Annotated in this window: 13 protein-coding genes; 5 read left to right on the plus strand and 8 right to left on the minus strand. The window is 64.4% G+C overall.

The genetic code is table 11. The annotated features are described in order from the left end of the window. Nucleotides 1-82 precede the first annotated feature (82 nt). Nucleotides 83-1,450, plus strand: coding sequence for a DNA repair protein RadA (gene radA, locus KVG96_RS01125; protein WP_217890510.1), 1,368 nt, complete (start codon nt 83-85; stop codon nt 1,448-1,450). 54 nt (nt 1,451-1,504) lie between these two features. On the opposite strand, the gene KVG96_RS01130 is transcribed toward radA, so the two are convergent. Beyond that, nucleotides 1,505-1,861 carry a PilZ domain-containing protein gene (locus KVG96_RS01130; protein WP_217890511.1) on the minus strand — a complete coding sequence of 119 codons (357 nt, stop codon included), beginning with the start codon at nt 1,859-1,861 and terminating at the stop codon, nt 1,505-1,507. A 161-nt stretch (nt 1,862-2,022) separates the two neighbouring features. Between KVG96_RS01130 and KVG96_RS01135 the strand changes: the two genes are divergently transcribed. The 3 genes from KVG96_RS01135 to yjiA all read left to right on the plus strand — a co-directional run bounded on the left by KVG96_RS01135 (nt 2,023) and on the right by yjiA (nt 5,422). After that, a complete protein-coding gene (locus KVG96_RS01135; RefSeq protein WP_217890512.1) occupies nt 2,023-4,089 on the plus strand; it encodes a carbon starvation CstA family protein in 2,067 nt (688 codons plus the stop codon). Between the two features lie 15 nt (nt 4,090-4,104). After that, nucleotides 4,105-4,302, plus strand: a complete 198-nt coding sequence (locus KVG96_RS01140) for a YbdD/YjiX family protein (protein WP_085584123.1) — start codon at nt 4,105-4,107, stop codon at nt 4,300-4,302. Nucleotides 4,303-4,453: 151 nt separating this feature from the next. Next, entirely contained in the window at nt 4,454-5,422 is a 969-nt protein-coding gene (yjiA, locus tag KVG96_RS01145) for a GTPase (protein WP_217890513.1), read from the plus strand. A gap of 83 nt (nt 5,423-5,505) precedes the next feature. Here the strand turns inward: yjiA and KVG96_RS01150 are convergent, their stop codons facing one another. From KVG96_RS01150 to KVG96_RS01180, 7 genes are all read right to left on the minus strand, one after another. Then, on the minus strand, nt 5,506-6,216 hold the full coding sequence (locus KVG96_RS01150) for a GntR family transcriptional regulator (protein ID WP_217890514.1): 711 nt from the start codon (nt 6,214-6,216) through the stop codon (nt 5,506-5,508). A gap of 24 nt (nt 6,217-6,240) precedes the next feature. Further along, entirely contained in the window at nt 6,241-6,945 is a 705-nt protein-coding gene (locus KVG96_RS01155; RefSeq protein WP_217890515.1) for a FadR/GntR family transcriptional regulator, read from the minus strand. Nucleotides 6,946-6,994: 49 nt separating this feature from the next. Beyond that, entirely contained in the window at nt 6,995-8,308 is a 1,314-nt protein-coding gene (locus KVG96_RS01160; protein ID WP_217890516.1) for a C4-dicarboxylate transporter DctA, read from the minus strand. A 274-nt stretch (nt 8,309-8,582) separates the two neighbouring features. Further along, a complete protein-coding gene (locus tag KVG96_RS01165) occupies nt 8,583-9,137 on the minus strand; it encodes a hypothetical protein (protein ID WP_217890517.1) in 555 nt (184 codons plus the stop codon). A gap of 69 nt (nt 9,138-9,206) precedes the next feature. After that, nucleotides 9,207-9,779 (minus strand): hypothetical protein, encoded by a 573-nt coding sequence (locus KVG96_RS01170; protein WP_217890518.1) that lies wholly within the window; start codon nt 9,777-9,779, stop codon nt 9,207-9,209. 294 nt (nt 9,780-10,073) lie between these two features. Beyond that, complete coding sequence (glyA, locus tag KVG96_RS01175) at nt 10,074-11,327, minus strand: serine hydroxymethyltransferase (protein WP_007924771.1); 1,254 nt, start codon at nt 11,325-11,327, stop codon at nt 10,074-10,076. A gap of 243 nt (nt 11,328-11,570) precedes the next feature. Further along, the gene (locus tag KVG96_RS01180; protein ID WP_217890519.1) at nt 11,571-15,419 is read right to left on the minus strand and encodes a sensor domain-containing protein; all 3,849 of its coding nucleotides are present in this window, start codon (nt 15,417-15,419) and stop codon (nt 11,571-11,573) included. A gap of 286 nt (nt 15,420-15,705) precedes the next feature. Here KVG96_RS01180 and ettA point away from each other — a divergent pair, with 286 nt between their 5' ends. Next, nucleotides 15,706-17,370 (plus strand): energy-dependent translational throttle protein EttA, encoded by a 1,665-nt coding sequence (gene ettA, locus KVG96_RS01185; RefSeq protein WP_217890520.1) that lies wholly within the window; start codon nt 15,706-15,708, stop codon nt 17,368-17,370. Nucleotides 17,371-17,614 lie beyond the last annotated feature (244 nt).

Here is a 17,614-nt window from a genome sequence, read left to right on the forward strand (position 1 = left end):
CCTGAATGCCGTCGGCCGATGAGCGCCGCTGCGCCCATCGGCCGCGGCTGCGTTATCATCGCGGTTTTTGCCGGGGGTTCAGATGGCCAAGGCCAAGCGCATGTACGGCTGCACCGAGTGCGGCGCCACCTTTCCCAAATGGGCGGGGCAGTGCGGCGAGTGCGGCGCCTGGAACACCCTGACCGAAACCCTGGTCGAGAGCGGCGGGGCGGCGGCGCCGAGCGGCCGCACCGGTTGGGCGGGGCAGCAGGCGCAGATCAAGACGCTGGCCGAAGTCAGCGTCGAGGAAGTCCCGCGCTTCTCCACCGCCTCCGGCGAGCTGGACCGGGTGCTGGGCGGAGGCCTGGTGGACGGTTCGGTGGTGCTGATCGGCGGCGATCCCGGCATCGGCAAATCGACGATCCTGCTGCAGACCCTGTGCAACCTGGCCCGCAGCATGCCTGCCCTGTACGTCACCGGTGAAGAGTCCCAGCAGCAGGTGGCGATGCGCGCCCGGCGTCTGGGCTTGCCGCAGGATCAACTGCGGGTGATGACCGAGACCTGCATCGAAAGCATCATCGCCACGGCCCGACAGGAAAAGCCGCGGGTGATGGTGATCGACTCGATCCAGACGATCTTCACCGAACAACTGCAGTCGGCGCCGGGCGGCGTGTCTCAGGTGCGCGAAAGCGCGGCGCTGCTGGTGCGTTACGCCAAGCAGAGCGGCACGGCGATTTTCCTGGTGGGCCATGTCACCAAGGAAGGTGCGCTGGCCGGCCCGCGTGTGCTGGAGCACATGGTCGATACCGTGCTGTATTTCGAGGGCGAGTCCGATGGCCGGCTGCGTTTGCTGCGGGCGGTGAAGAACCGCTTCGGCGCGGTCAACGAACTGGGCGTGTTCGGCATGACCGACAGGGGGCTGAAGGAAGTCTCCAACCCGTCGGCGATCTTTCTGACCCGTGCCCAGGAAGAAGTGCCGGGCAGCGTGGTGATGGCGACCTGGGAAGGCACCCGGCCGATGCTGGTGGAGGTTCAGGCGCTGGTGGACGACAGCCATCTGGCCAACCCGCGCCGGGTGACGCTGGGGCTCGACCAGAACCGCCTGGCGATGCTGCTGGCGGTGCTTCACCGTCACGGCGGCATCCCGACCCACGACCAGGATGTGTTCCTCAACGTGGTCGGCGGCGTGAAGGTGCTGGAGACCGCGTCTGACCTGGCGCTGATGGCGGCGGTCATGTCGAGTCTGCGCAACCGGCCGTTGCCCCACGACCTGCTGGTGTTCGGCGAAGTCGGCCTGTCCGGTGAGGTGCGCCCGGTGCCCAGCGGCCAGGAACGTCTGAAGGAAGCGGCCAAGCACGGCTTCAAGCGCGCGATCGTGCCCAAGGGCAATGCGCCGAAGGAAGCGCCGCAGGGCTTGCAGATCATTGCCGTGACACGGCTGGAGCAGGCGCTGGATTCGCTGTTCGAGTAACCCGGATCCCCTGTAGGCGCCAGCAGGCTGGCGTCTACAGGGGATCGTCGGTGTTCAGAGTTCGATCAGCGCGGCCAGTTCGCGCTCGAGCTCGGACTCGTCCGCCAGGTTGAGCTCGATCAGCCGCCGCAGGCGCTGGATCGACTCCAGGCTGATGTGCCGGCAGACAAACCCCAGCTGACCGCGGTCCTCGTGCGCCAGTTGCGCATCCATCTCGATCTCGACGTCGTCGCTCAAGTGGATGCTGACGAAAAAATCCTGCTCCGGATCGCCGAGCCACGGTTGCGGCTTCTCGATCAAAAGCCCCTTGAGTGACAGGTCGACCAGCTTCACCGGCCAGATGTACTCGCCCTGGCTCAATTCGGTCTTGGCATCGAACGCAATACGTTTGAAGCGGCGACGCTCGCTCATGGCGCACTCCTCTTGAAGGTACGCTGACTATAGACCCGGCCCGTCGGGCGCGACCAGCGCCGCAGGGCGGCCTCAGACCAATGTCGGGTATGGTCTTTACGGCCAACAGCGCTAAACTCGGGGTGGCTGTCTTTCTTGTCCACCCTGGCTGGAATAATAAAATGAAAAATAATAATAGCCCGCTACGCCACTTACCCTGGCTGGTGCTGGCAATCGTAGGGGCGTGCGCCCTGGGCGTCGTGGCCTTGCGTCGAGGCGAGGCGATCAACGCCTTGTGGATCGTGGTCGCCGCCGTGGCCATCTATCTGGTCGCGTACCGCTACTACAGCCTGTTCATCGCAAACAATGTGATGCAACTCGATCCGCGCCGGGCCACCCCCGCCGTGATCAACAACGACGGTCTGGACTATGTGCCGACCAACAAACACATTCTCTTCGGACACCACTTCGCGGCCATCGCCGGCGCGGGGCCCCTGGTCGGCCCGGTGCTGGCGGCGCAGATGGGGTACCTGCCCGGCACCTTGTGGCTGATCGCCGGCGTGGTGCTGGCGGGCGCGGTGCAGGACTTCATGGTCCTGTTCATGTCCACCCGCCGCAACGGCCGCTCCCTGGGCGACATGGTGCGCGAGGAAATGGGCCGCATCCCTGGCACCATTGCCCTGTTCGGCTGCTTCCTGATCATGATCATCATCCTCGCGGTGCTGGCGCTGATCGTGGTCAAGGCCCTGGCCGAGAGCCCGTGGGGCATCTTCACCGTGATGGCGACCATCCCGATCGCGATGTTCATGGGCGTGTACATGCGCTACATCCGTCCGGGCCGCATCGGCGAGATCTCGGTGATCGGCGTGTTGCTGCTGCTGGGCTCGATCTGGCTGGGCGGGCAGGTCGCCGCCGATCCGGTGTGGGCCAAGGCCTTCACTTTCACCGGCGTGCAGATCACCTGGATGCTGATCGGCTACGGCTTCGTCGCGGCGGTGCTGCCGGTGTGGCTGATCCTCGCCCCGCGCGACTACCTCTCCACCTTCCTCAAGATCGGCACCATCATCGCTCTGGCGATCGGCATCCTGGTCACCATGCCCGAGCTGAAAATGCCGGCGCTGACCCAGTTCGTCGACGGCACCGGGCCTGTGTGGAAGGGCGGGCTGTTCCCGTTCCTGTTCATCACCATCGCCTGCGGCGCGGTGTCCGGGTTCCACGCGCTGATCTCTTCCGGCACCACGCCGAAGCTGCTGGACAACGAAACCAACGCCCGCTACATCGGCTACGGCGGCATGCTGATGGAGTCCTTCGTGGCCATCATGGCGATGGTCGCCGCGTCGGTGATCGAGCCGGGCGTTTACTTCGCCATGAACAGCCCGGCCGCCGTGGTCGGCGGTGATGTGGTGGCGGTGGCGACGGCGGTCAGCAACTGGGGCTTCGCCATCACCCCGGATGCGCTGCAGGCCGTGGCCCACGACATCGGCGAAACCACCATCCTGGCCCGCGCCGGCGGTGCGCCGACCCTGGCGGTGGGCATCGCGCAGATCCTGCACAGTGTCCTGCCGGGCGAAAACACCATGGCGTTCTGGTACCACTTCGCGATCCTGTTCGAGGCGCTGTTCATCCTGACCGCCGTGGACGCCGGCACCCGTGCCGGGCGTTTCATGCTGCAGGACCTGCTCGGTTCCTTCGTTCCGGCGTTGCAGCGCACCGAGTCCTGGACCGCCAACCTGATCGCCACCGCCGGCTGCGTGGCGATGTGGGGCTGGCTGCTGTACCAGGGCGTGATCGATCCGCTGGGCGGCATCAACACCTTGTGGCCGCTGTTCGGCATCTCCAACCAGATGCTGGCGGGCATCGCCCTGATGCTCGGCACCGTCGTGCTGATCAAGATGAAGCGTCAGCGCTTCATCTGGGTCACGCTGCTGCCGGCCGCCTGGCTGCTGATCTGCACCACCACCGCAGGCTTTATCAAGCTGTTCGACGCCAACCCGGCGATCGGCTTCCTGTCGCTGGCCAAGAAGTACAGCGATGCGTTGGCCGCAGGCCAGGTGCTCGCGCCGGCCAAGAGCGTGGAGCAGATGCAGCACGTGATCTTCAACGCCTACACCAACGCGACGCTGACGGCGCTGTTCCTGTTCGTGGTGTTCAGCATCCTGTTCTATGCGCTCAAGGTCGGCATCGCCGCCTGGGGCAAAAAAGAGCGCACGGACAAAGAATCGCCGTTCCAGGCCCTGCCGGACGCGTAACCTGAGGATTGCACCATGTTCAATGACCTGAGTCGCCTCGGTAAATACCTCGGTCAGGCCGCGCGCCTGATGGTCGGCATGCCCGACTACGACACTTACGTCGAGCATATGCAGACCAAGCACCCGGACAAGCCGGTGATGGACTACGAGACGTTCTTCCGCGAACGTCAGGAGGCCCGTTACGGCGGCAAGGGCGGGCCGAAGTGCTGTTGAGCTGACAGCCTGCGGCCGATGCAGTCAACCTGTGGGAGCGAGCCTGCTGGCGACGACGGTGTTTCATTCGACAATCATGTCGACTGATGCGCCGCCATCGCCAGCAGGCTCGCTCCCACATTTGTTTTGAGTCTTTTCAGGAGATCGAGCGTTGTCCTCTCCCATTCCCGTCACGGTGCTCAGCGGTTTCCTCGGCGCCGGCAAGACCACTTTGCTGCGCCACCTGCTCAAGGCCGAGCACGGCCTTAAGATCGCGGTGATCGAAAACGAATTCAGCGACGCCGGCATCGACACCCAGTTGCTCGGCGACGAACCCGTGCAGGTCATGACCCTGGCCAACGGTTGTGTCTGCTGCACCATCCACACCGATTTGACCAAGGCCCTGTACCTGCTGCTCGAACGGCTGGACAGCGGCGAAATCGCCTTCGACCGGCTGGTGATCGAATGCACCGGCCTGGCCGACCCGGCACCGTTGGCGCAGACCTTCTTCATCGACGAAGAACTGCGCGAGCGTTACCTGCTCGACGGCATCATCACCCTGGTCGACGCCGCGCACGCCGACCTGCACCTGACCCAGACCATCGCCCAGGCGCAGGTCGGGTTTGCCGACCGCTTGCTGGTGAGCAAGACGGACCTGGTGGACGAAGCCGCCTTCACCGCCCTGAGCGAGCGGCTGACGCGCATCAACCGGCGGGCGCCCATCCGTGTGGTCGAGCACGGCCGGATCGACCTGGCCGAACTGCTCGACGTGCGGGGCTTCAATCTCAATGCCGACCTCGGCGGCGGGGTGAGCCTGCGGCCGGTGCGCCAGGCGCCGTCCATCGACCGGATCTCCAGCCTGGTGCTGCGCACCGACCGGCCGCTGGACATCGACCGCCTGAGCGGGTTCATGAACGAGCTGCTGGAGGAGCACGGACGGCAACTGCTGCGCTACAAGGGCGTGCTGAACATTGCCGGAGAGGATCGGCGCCTGGTCTTCCAGGGCGTCCTGAAGCTGTACGGGTTCGACTGGGACAGCGAATGGGCCGAAGGCGAGGCGCGGGAAAGCGTGATCGTGTTCATCGCCGATGACCTGCCCGAGGAGAAGATCCGGGCGGGGTTCGCCGAGATGGCGGGCTGAGGGCGCGTCGCCGGCAGGCGGGCCCCCACGGATTGTCGGGCCGCACAGGCCACTGTGGGAGCGGGCTTGCCCGCGAAGGCGAACTAGCCGGCGGCTCTGCGCTCGCGGGTCGAATCGAGCAGTCCGTCCTCCAGACGCTCCAGGTAGCGGCCCATCAGCACCGCTGCCTTGTCCGCATCCCGGCCTTCCACCGCCTCGACGATCGCCAAGTGCGCCTGCCATGTGTCGCCCTCGGGAGCCTGCCCGGCATTGCGCGCAATGGCCAGCGACGTCAACGGCACCAGGCTGCCGAGAAAGTGCGCCAGCGGCGCATTCCCCGCCAGTTGCGCCAGTTGCAGATGAAACTCTCCGGACAGCCGGATCGCCGCACCGCGACGCGCTTGCGCCACGGCCAGGCGCAAGCGCTCCACACATGCCCGCAAGCGCTTGAGCCCGTCAGGCGATGCATTGCGGCAAGCCATGCGCACCAGCGTGGCTTCGGCCAGACGCCGAGCGTGCAGGGTTTGCCGGATCCGCTCGGCATCGGGCTCGGCGACCCGTGGCCGATGATGGGCGCGCAACACAATGACCTGTTCATGGGACAACTGCGTCAGCACCCGGCGCACCTCTGCGCGGCTGACGCCGAACATCGCCTTGAGGCTGTCTTCGGTGAAGCGCTCCGCAGGTCCGATCCGCTGCTCCAGGATCGCCTCGAGCAAGTGTCGGTACAGATCCTCCGCCGGCGCCCGCAGGCCGGGGAAGGGCAGGGCCGCCGGCATCCGGCGGGTGTGCGGCGACGTGGCAAGGCTGTTCATGGCCGGTCTCCCGTGTGAGGCGATTCAGTTGCCGAGGTGGTCATCCGGAATGTTCAGCTCGATGCCCATCCGCCGTCCCTCGCGCAGGATGTGCCGGCGCATTTCGGCGCTGGCCTGGGCGCTGTTCCGGTTGCGGATGGCACGCACCACGGCTTCGTTCTCCTCCAGGCGTTCGGCCAGGTGCTCCGGCGAGTTGCGCAGCACTTCGGCGCTTTGCTTGAGGGCGTTGCCGGTCTGCTGCACCACGCTCTGGAAGATCGGGTTGGCGGTCAGGGCGAACAGTTCTTCGTGGAAGGCGATATAGGCGTTGGCCCCGGCTTCGCTGTCGCCGGCGTCGAGGGCTTCGCGCATGTCCATCAGGGTCAGGCGCAACTGCCCGACTTCCTTGCTGCCGACCGACTGTGCCACCAGGCCGACGATGAACGGCTCCAGGGTGTAGCGCAGTTGCAGGACGTCCTCGAGGCTGGCGCGGGCGACGGCGCTGTCGGCGCTTTGCGTGTCCTCGGCCTGCGCCTCGAGCACCACCACGCCTTTGCCCGGCATCGAGCGCACCAGGCCCAGGGTTTCCAGCACGGTCACCGCTTCGCGCAGGCTCGGGCGGCTGATGCCCAGTTGTTCGGCCAGTTCGCGCTGGCCGGGCAGCATGTCGCCCGAGCGCCACTGGCCCCGGGCCAGTGCGGCACGGAGTTTTTCCACCACTGAGTTGACGACGGTTGAGGTAGTGATCACGTTTTCGCTCCATGGGCCGTGCCTGGGCCTCGCCAGGCACGGCGGTCATTCAGAATTCTTTGGCCGCCGCCCGGGCGGCCGGTTTTCTTGGCTGAAAGGTATAGCCTTGCTCGCCGCTGAGCACCTTGTTGGCCCGTTGCACATCGATGTCCCTTTCCCAGCGGGCGATGGCCACGGTGGCGACGCAGTTGCCGGTGAGGTTGGTCAGTGCCCGGCCGATGCCCATGAACCAGTCCACCGCCAGCACCAGCACCAGGCCCACCACCGGGATCGCCGGGATCGCCGTCAGCGTCGCGGCCAGGATCACCAGCGCGGAGCCCGGAATGCCGTGGGCGCCCTTGGAGGTGATCAGCGACACCAGCAGGATCGTCAGCAGGTCGGTCATGGCCAGCGGCGTGCCGGTGGCGTTGGCGATGAACACGATGGCCAGGGTCAGGTAGATCGAAAAGCCGTCGAGGTTGAACGAATAGCCGGTGGGAATCACCAGCCCGACGGTGGAGCTGCCGATGCCCAGGTGTTCCAGTTTGCGCATCACTTGGGGCAGCACGGCGTCGGAGGACGCGGTGCCGAGCACGATCAGCAATTCCTCGCGCAGGTACTTGAGCAACGGCCACAGACGTAGCCCCGACAAGCGCATCACCAGGCCCAGGATCAGGGACACGAAGGCCGCGCAGGTCAGGTAGAACAGGCCGATCAGGCTGCCCAGGTGCTGCAGCGAATCCAGGCCGTACTTGCTGGTGGTGAAGGCGATGGCGCCGAACACGCCAATGGGCGCCAGGCGCACGATCATGCCCATGATCCGGAAGATCACATGGCTCAGTTCGTTGATCAGCCGCGAGATCCCGGACGCCGCCTCGCCCACCAGGTTCAGCGCGCTGCCGAACAGCACGGAGAACAGCAACACCTGCAGGATGTTGTTGTCGGCGAAGGCGCCGAGGGCCGACGCCGGAATCAGGTCCATCAGGAACTGAGTGGTGGTGTGCATGTGCTGGCCGCGTTCGGCGATGTCGCCCATGTCGGCGGCGGCCAGTTGCTCCAGGTGGATGTTGGCGCCGCTGCCGATCCCGGTGGTGAAGGCGAAGACCAGGCCGATCACCAGGGCGAGGGTGGTCAGGACTTCGAAGTAGATCACCGATTTGAGGCCGATGCGCCCGACCTTCTTCAGGTCGCCGGCGCCGCTGATGCCGCTGACCACCACACAGAACACGATCAGGCCGATGAGCATTTTGATCAGTTTGATGAAGCCGTCGCCCAGCGGCTTGAGCTGGGCCGAGTATTCGGGAAAGGTCAGTCCGCAGACGATGCCGAGCATCAGGCCGAGAACCACTTGGAGGAAGATCGAACGCGAGCACCATCTGAGCATGGGAGGAATCCTGGTCGGTGTCCTGGCTGCCTTGCGCAGGGCGCGTCGGGCTGAGGACTTAATTATTGTGGTCTTACCGGTATGTCCAGTGCGGAGGCAGGATAGGCGCGGTTTCAGGATGGCTGCAAGTGAAAAATGACGAATTGGCTTGACCGGTCTGACCAGTAGTTCGCCGGCGTCTGTCTGTGTGTCTTGTGCGTGAAGACGCTGAGCCCCGTCCGTCAACGGTCGGGGCTTGGCGTGGGGGTCGCGGTGCGGTCGGTGCGACGCCGACTCAGTAAGGGGCGTTGCGCTGCAGGATGTTCAGCCTGAAATCCAGGGCGGTTGAACTATGGTTGGGGTCGGTCCGAATGAACGTGCCGACCTTGGGATCATATTTGCTCCGGCTCAAGCCGGCCCGAAGCAGTTTGCCGGCCCGTGTCTGTATCCGCACGGTGGGCGTGTCGCTGTCGAGCTGATCCAGCGTGATGATCTTGCCGTTGGCGTCCAGCAAGTTGAACGTTGTCTCGTCGCCATCCTGGCTTACATAGGCGTTCAGAAAGTCTTTCTGTTCTTTGCTGATGGCTCGGTAGTAATAGGGGCCGCGGTTCAAAATATAAATCGCGTAATAATTGTCATAGCACCTGAAATAGAACGTGAGTGCGTCCGGGGCGATGCCGGGATGCAGGAACAAGTAATCGGAAACATCAATGTGCGAAGAAAAGGTGAACGCCTCGTAGTCGGGGCGTAGTGTCGAAATGTTTCTTCCGTAAGTCAGTCTTGGAAAGTGCGGATTTCCGATAGGAGTACTTAGCGTTGCGATAAATGACTTTTCCTGGTTGGTGCTCATAGTGGGAACTCAATATTCGGTAAGGTTGCGGATGCAATATCTTTCGCCGTCGGCGCGCGACGGACAGGGTCAGACTTCGTCCGGATCGCTCAGGAACGACGCGTTGCGCTCGAGGATCCGCAACGTGAACACGATGCCTTTTTCGTCGGTCTCGCCCATGTAGCGGTAGGGCGCGCCCCTGCGCAGGATGCTGCCGACAGGGCGGGCGTTGCGTGCCTGGAGCCGGACACGGTGGGTGTCGCGGGGCAGGTCTCGCAGCGTGATGACCTGGTTGTCCAGGCTCAGGAGATTGAAGGAGGTGGTGTCGCGGCCGGCGGGGAGGAACGCCCCCAGGAAGCCGGCGTGATCCTTGCTCACGCAATGCCCCGAATAGACGACGTGGGAGCGGATGTAGAGATGGTAGTAGTCATCCGTGCAGCGGAAGTAAATCGTCATCGGCGCCGGATCGACGATCTCCTGACGGTCGCGATGGCCCAGCAGGTGGCTGTCATTGTGCCGCTTCGATACGCCGGTGAAAAAGCCGCCCGAGTAATGTGTGTCCAGGCGGGTGGCCGGAGTGCCGTGCAACTGGCCCAGAAAGTTTACGTGCGAAGTGCCCAGTTCCAATGTCGCGATGAAAGACTGTTGTCTGTTTGTTTTCATGAACTCATCCTTGAATTCAAAAGGTGGGTGTTTATGTTGTTTGTTACATGGCTGGATGTTTCTGTTCTTTGCTCTTTCGAGTGGGTTTGTTTGGGGTAGCTGTTTTGTCGGAACAATAACAGCAAGTTCTATGCTGTGGTCTGATTTGATGAGCTCGTGTTGTTTCAAGTCTTGAGCAGCGTGAGGGAAAGTTGCTTGGGGAAAGGACTTCCGTTAAGAGACGTGCATTTGTACGGGCGAAAAAAAACCGGCCAATCGCTTGGCCGGTTTTCCGTGCTGCGGTTTAGGCTGCGATTACGCGCCGTACACCGGCAGCTTCTTGCAGATGGCCTTGACCTTCTCGCGAACGGCGTCGATCACCGCTTCGTTGTTCAGGTCAGCCAGGATGTCGCAGATCCAGCCGGCCAGCTCTTTGCACTCGGCCTCTTTGAAGCCGCGGGTGGTCACGGCCGGGGTGCCGAAGCGCAGGCCAGAGGTGACGAACGGCGAGCGCGGATCGTTAGGCACGGAGTTCTTGTTCACGGTGATGAACGCTTTGCCCAGTGCGGCGTCGGCGTCTTTGCCGGAGATTTCCTGCTTGATCAGCGACAGCAGGAACAGGTGGTTCTGGGTACCGCCGGACACCACGTCGAAACCACGCTCGATGAACACGCCGGCCATGGCCTGGGCGTTCTTCACCACTTGTTGCTGGTAGGCCTTGAACTCAGGCTGCAAAGCTTCCTTGAAGCAGATCGCCTTGGCCGCGATCACGTGCTCCAGCGGGCCGCCCTGGGCGCCCGGGAACACGGCGGAGTTCAGCTTCTTCTCGATGTCGGCGTTGGCGCGCGCCAGGATCAGGCCACCACGCGGACCGCGCAGGGTCTTGTGGGTGGTGGTGGTCACGACGTCGGCGAACGGAACCGGGTTCGGGTAGACGCCGGCGGCGACCAGACCGGCCACGTGGGCCATGTCGACGAACAGGTAGGCGCCGACCTTGTCAGCGATGGCGCGGAAGCGCGGGAAGTCCAGCACCTGCGAGTAGGCCGAGAAACCGGCCACGATCATTTTCGGCTTGTGCTCGACGGCCAAGCGCTCGACTTCGTCGTAGTCGATCAGGCCGTTGGCGTCGATGCCGTACTGGATGGCGTTGTACAGCTTGCCGGAGGAGGACACGCTGGCGCCGTGGGTCAGGTGACCGCCGTGGGCCAGGCTCATGCCCAGGATGGTGTCGCCGGCCGACAGCAGGGCCAGGTAGACCGCGGCGTTGGCCTGGGAGCCTGCGTGCGGCTGGACGTTGGCGTAGTCGGCGCCGAACAGTTCCTTGGCGCGGTCGATGGCCAGTTGCTCAACCACGTCGACGTATTCGCAGCCGCCGTAGTAGCGCTTGCCCGGGTAGCCTTCGGCGTACTTGTTGGTCAGCACCGAGCCTTGAGCCTCCATCACCGCAGGGCTGGTGTAGTTTTCCGAAGCGATCAGCTCGATGTGTTCTTCCTGGCGCTGAGCTTCTTGCTCCATGGCGGCAAAAAGGTCGGCGTCGTACTTGGCAATAGTCAAATCACGGCTGAACATGGCGGTCCTCAAGGATCGGGGCAGAAAAGGGGGGCATTCTAACCCAACGGGTTTTGGATGGCATATGAAACGACATCATGTCGCAGACAAGTGGCGTTCAAGCGGCTATAGGCCTCAAGCCTCAAGCCTCAAGCCTCAAGCCTCAAGCGGCAAGCGGCAAGCGGCAAGCGGCAAGTCTCAAGCTGCAAGCTGCAAGCCTCGCCCCCTTGTAGCTTGAAGCTTGAAGCTTGCAGCTGCCCCAGATCAATCAAACATAAAGAGGGCATCATTGCTGAATTGCGCCTCGAACCGCCCCGCCGGCATCGGCCGGCCGAACAGGTAGCCCTGCACCTCGTCGCAGCCGTGCTCGCGCAGGAAATCCAGCTGCTCGTGGGTCTCCACGCCCTCGGCGATCACCGCCAGGTTGAGGCTGTGGGCCATGGCGATGATCGCCCGGGCGATCTGCGCGTCCTGCTCGCCGGACGGCAGGCCGTCGACGAAGGTGCGGTCGATCTTCAGCACGTCGATCGGGAACTGCTTGAGGTAGTTCAGCGACGAATAGCCGGTGCCGAAGTCGTCCACCGCGATGCTCAGGCCGAGGTTTTTCAGGCCGTCGAGGATCTGCATCGCCTCGCTGACTTCGCGCATCAGGATGCTTTCGGTCAGTTCCAGCTCCAGGCAGGCCGGCGGCAGGCCGGTTTCGCGCAGGGTGGTGGCGATCCGCGTGCCGAGCTGGCCGTCGGAGAACTGCCGGGCGGAGATGTTCACCGACACCTTCGGCACGCGCACGCGGCTCTGGTGCCAGGTCTTGAGCTGGCGGCACGCTTCGGCGATCACCCAGTCGCCGACGTCCACCACCAGGCCGAGCTCTTCCAGCACCGGAATGAAATCCCCCGGCGGCACCAGCCCGCGACGCGGATGGCGCCAGCGCAGCAGGGCTTCGGCGCCGGTCAGGCGCTTGCCGTCGCCGCTGAACTGCGGTTGGTAATACAGCACGAATTCGTTCTGCTCCAACGCGTGGCGCAGGTCGCTTTCCAGCTCCAGGCGTTCCAGCGCACTGGCGTTCATGTCGGCCTGGTAGAACTGGAAGTTGTTCTTGCCGCGCTCCTTGGCGTGGTACATCGCGGTGTCGGCGTTCTTCATCAGTTGGCTGAGCTCGTTGCCGTCCTGGGGGCTCAGGGCGATGCCGATGCTGGCGGTGACGAAGAACTCGCGGCCTTCGAGCACGAACGGTTTCACCAGGCTGGCGAGGATCTGCTCGGCCACATGGATCGCCCGGTTGAGCGCCATCTCGCGGCTGGAGCGGTGTTGCAGCAGCAGGGTGAACTCGTCGCCGCCCATCCGCGCCACGGTGTCGTCATCGTCGACGCAGGCCAGCAGACGCGTGGCCATGTCCTTGAGCATGCGGTCGCCGGCGGCGTGGCCGAGGGAGTCGTTGATCGGCTTGAAGCGGTCGAGGTCGAGGAACATCAGCACCACCCACGACTTCTGCCGTTCGGCCGACTGCAGCGCGGTGTGCAGGCGGTCCTGGAACAGCGTGCGGTTGGGCAGGTGGGTCAGGGCGTCGTAGTAGGCGAGGCGGTGGATGCGCTGCTCGCTGGCCTTGCGCTCGCTGATGTCGCTGAAGAAGCACACGTAGCTGGCCAGGTCGCCTTCGTCGTCGAGCACGGCGGTGATGCCGACCCAGGCCGGGTAATGCTCGCCGTTGCGTCGCTTGAGCCAGACTTCGCCTTCCCAGGTGCTGTGCTGGTGCAGTTGCTTGAGCACGTAGCGCAGGTGCGCGTCCTGCTGCTCGTCGACGGTGAGCATGTTCGGCAACTGGTCGAGGACTTCGGCCACCGCGTAGCCGCTGACCCGGCTGAAGGCCTCGTTGGCCTGCACGATGTAGCCGGCAGGGTCGGTGATCAGGATCGCCGAGGTGGAGTGCTCGAACACCGTGGCGGCCATGCGCAGGTCTTTTTCGGCGCGGCGCTGCTGGCTGATGTCGCGGCCGACGCCGAGCACGCCTTCGAAGGCGCCGTGCTCGTCCCACACCAGCACCAGGCGCAGCTCGATCGGGATCTTGCGTCCGTCGGCCCGCAGGCAGTCGAACAGGAACATCTGGGTCTGCACCTGGCTGCGCAGCAGCGCCAGTTGCTCGGGCTTGTCCAGGGCTTTGCTGACGCGGTCCATCAGGTGATAGATGCCGGTCAGCTGCTGCGGGTTGGCGATGGTCGACTGCCAGCCGTTCTGGAAGATCCACTCGGCGTCATAGCCCAGCACCGCCTGCACCGAAGGGCTGACGTAGTTGAGCGACATCTTGCTGTCGGTGGAGAAGATCACGTCGCTGATGCTTTCGGCGAGCATCCGGTAGCGCTGCTCGCTGTCGCGCAGGGATTCGCTGGCCTCGATCTGTTCGGTGATGTCCTTGGCCACGCCGATGATCCGCGTGACCTGATCGTGCTTGTCCCGGGCCAGCGCCTGTTCGCGGATGTCGAAGCGCCGCCACTTGCCGTCGCGGTGGCGAAAGCGCAACTGGCACTGCAGCAGTTGGCTGTAGCCGGCGTGGCGTTGCAGCTGGCGTGAGCGGTGGTAGTAGTCGGCGTCTTCCGGGTGCAGGAGGATTTCCCAGAAGTACTCGCCCATCTGATGCAGTTCGGTGCGGTTGTAGCCCAGGGTCTGGCCCAGGTGATGGTTGCTGAAGATCATCCGCTGGCTGATCACGTCCTGCACGTACAGGTGGTCCGGCACGGTGCGCACCACGTCCGACCAGAAGCCCTCGCGCTCCAGCAGCGACAGTTCGATCAGCTTGCGGCTGGTGATGTCGTTGATGCTCAGGATCACCGCTTTGTAGTCGTGCTGTTCCTGGGGCAGGCGCAGCACCAGCCACAGGTGCTGGTCGCGGCCGTTGATGTCCGGCAGCTTGATTTCGAGCTCCAGTTGCTTCTGCCGCTGGAGCACGGCGTCGAGCACCTGGTTGCCGATGGCGCAGTGGGTGTGGGGACGGCCGTCGATCAGCAGCTGCCAGGCGTGGTCGCAGGAATTGACGTTGAGCAGTTGCAGCGCCACCTGGTTGACCTCGGTGATGCGCAGTTCCTGCAACAGCTGCTGGCGCTGCTGCGGGTGGTCGAGCCAGGCCTTGAGCTGGTCGCTGGTCTGCAGGCGGGCCTTGTCGAACACCTGCTTGAGCCCGGACAGGTCCAGCACGCACAGGGCCACGCCGGTGCCTTCGAAGATGTCCTGGTAGCGGCGCCGGCCTTCATGCAACTGGCGCTGGCGGCGGCGCATGTTGAGCAACGCGATGAACGGCAGCAGCGAGAACGCCAGGCCCAGCAGGCACTTGCCGATGAAGGCCGGCAACAGTTGCTCGAGCACGCGCTGGCGGTCGAACAGGCCGCGCAGTTGCCAGTCGCTGCTGCTCAGCGGCACGGTCAGCACGCTGTTGGTCAGGTCGTCCGGGGTCAGGGTGCTGGTGCGGGTGGAGGGCAGGCCTTCGTCGCGGCTGATGATCTGATGGTTGATCCGGTTTTCCACCAGCCACAGCGGACGGATGCCGGTGTCGCCCTGTTTGGTCAGCGAGGCGAAGAAGGTCGGGGTCAGGCGCAGCGCCCAGTAGCCGCGGGTGCTGCCGCTGGCCTGGTGCAGCAGCAGGTGCACCACCGAACCGTCGTCGGCGTTGCTGAAATAATGGGCCTGGGCGCGGCTGCGGCGCACCAGTTCGCCGAGGTAGTCGGCGTCTTGGCTGGCGGCGTCGCTGTCGCTGAGCACCTTGCCGGACGGGCTGAGCAGCGCCAGGCTGCGCAGGTCGGGCAGCGACTGCTGCAGCTTGCGCAGCAGCGCCTGCTGTTCGTCGGCCGATTGCGGCTGTTCGACGATCGGTAGCAGGTTGAGGGCGATCTGCGCGTTCAGCGCCATGTTCAGGCTGACCTGGGAGGCCAGGTCGGCGGTGTAGTCGATGGTGTACTGGCGCTGGTTCTTTTGGGTTTCGCGCAGTTGGTCGAGCAGTTGCCAGAACAGCAGCGCCAGCAGCAGAAGCACCAGGGTCGCCAGCGCGCCTTTCAATGTTCCGCGCAGGGGCGAGCCGGGCGCCGGTTGGGTACTGCTCACAGAGGCTGGCGGAGTGACATTGGACAAGCTGGAATCCTGCGGTTTGGCTGGACTGGCGCGACGTGCACTATAAGCCGGACGCCCGAAGGGCGGCTAGCATGCCTTGAGTTGTGGCGAAGTGCCAGCCCCGCTCGGCTGGACTGCCTTCCGTCATTCAGGTAGCTTTGCCGGTTACGCGGGAGCGTTCCAGCTCCTAGACTCAGACTTTTTCCGCGCGCACGCATTGGGCTGTCTCAACTGAACGACGCGCACCGGTCTGGCCAGGCATCGCCTGCGCTCCACTCATTCATCCGTCACTGACCCTAGGTTCTCCATGGCTCAATACGTCTTCACCATGCATCGGCTGGGCAAAGTTGTTCCGCCGAAGCGGGAAATCCTGAAAAACATTTCGCTGTCCTTCTTCCCGGGCGCCAAGATCGGCGTGCTCGGCCTCAACGGCTCGGGCAAATCCACGCTGCTGAAAATCATGGCCGGCGTCGACACCGAGTTCGAGGGCGAAGCCCGCCCGATGCCGGAGCTGAACATCGGTTACCTGCCGCAGGAGCCGCAGCTGGATCCGACCAAGACCGTGCGCGAAGTGGTCGAGGAAGCGGTCAGCGTGATCAAGGACGCCCAGGCCCGCCTGGACGAGGTCTACGCCGCCTACGCCGAGCCGGACGCCGACTTCGACAAGCTGGCCGCCGAACAGGCCAAGCTCGAAGCGATCCTGCAGGCCAGCGACGGCCACAACCTGGAGCGCCAGCTGGAAGTCGCCGCCGACGCGCTGCGCCTGCCGGCCTGGGACGCGAAGGTCGAACACCTGTCCGGCGGTGAGAAACGCCGCGTGGCCCTGTGCCGCCTGCTGCTGTCCGCCCCGGACATGCTGCTGCTCGACGAACCGACCAACCACCTGGACGCCGACTCCGTCGCCTGGCTCGAACACTTCCTGCACGACTTCCCGGGCACCGTGGTGGCGATCACCCACGACCGTTACTTCCTGGACAACGTCGCCGGCTGGATCCTGGAACTCGACCGCGGCGCGGGCATTCCTTACGAGGGCAACTACTCGGGTTGGCTGGAGGCCAAGTCCGAGCGTCTGGCCCAGGAATCCAAGCAGCAGTCGGCTCACGAAAAGGCCATGAAGGAAGAGCTGGAGTGGGTGCGCAAAGGCGCCAAGGCCCGCCAGTCCAAGTCCAAGGCACGTCTGGCGCGCTTCGAGGAAATGCAGTCGCAGGAATTCCAGAAGCGCAGCGAGACCAACGAGATCTACATCCCGGCCGGTCCGCGCCTGGGCGACAAGGTCATCGAATTCAAGAACGTCACCAAGGGCTACGGCGACCGCGTGCTGATCGACAACCTGTCGTTCTCCATGCCTAAAGGCGCCATCGTCGGCGTGATCGGCGGCAACGGCGCCGGTAAGTCGACCCTGTTCCGCATGCTGATGGGCAAGGAAACCCCGGACTCCGGCAGCATCGAGATCGGCGAGACCGTGCAACTGGCCTGCGTGGACCAGAGCCGCGAAGACCTGGACGGCAGCAAGACCGTGTTCCAGCAGATCTCCGACGGTTCCGACCAGATCCGCATCGGCAGCTACGAGATCCCGTCGCGCACCTACGTCGGCCGCTTCAACTTCAAGGGCGGCGACCAGCAGAAGTTCGTCAAGGACCTGTCCGGCGGTGAGCGCGGCCGTCTGCACCTGGCGCTGACCCTGAAGGAGGGCGGCAACGTCCTGCTGCTCGACGAACCGTCCAACGACCTCGACGTCGAAACCCTGCGTTCCCTGGAAGAGGCCCTGCTGGACTTCCCGGGCGCCGCCATTGTGATCTCCCACGACCGGTGGTTCCTTGACCGCGTCGCGACCCACATCCTGGCGTACGAAGACGACTCGCAAGCGGTGTTCTTCGAAGGCAACTACACCGAGTACGAAGCCGACCGCAAGAAACGCCTCGGCGACGCAGCGGCCCAGCCGCACCGCGTTCGCCACAAGAAGCTGGCCTGACCCGGCCGGCGGCATGAAAACGAACGGAGCCTTCGGGCTCCGTTTTTTTTGCCTGCGTGCTTTCAGCGCAACCGCAGCGGGGCCATCGCCAGCAGGCCGGCTCCCACAGGTTCCGTGTCCGGCATCCACATTGTGGAAGCCACCCTGCCGGTGATCTGCGGCCAACGCAAAACCTGCGGGAGCTGGCTTGCCGGTGATCTGCGGCCAGCGCAAAACCTGCGGGAGCCAGCCTGCAGGTGATCTA

The sequence above is a fragment of the Pseudomonas ekonensis genome (genome assembly GCF_019145435.1).
GTDB classification, from domain to species: domain Bacteria; phylum Pseudomonadota; class Gammaproteobacteria; order Pseudomonadales; family Pseudomonadaceae; genus Aquipseudomonas; species Aquipseudomonas ekonensis.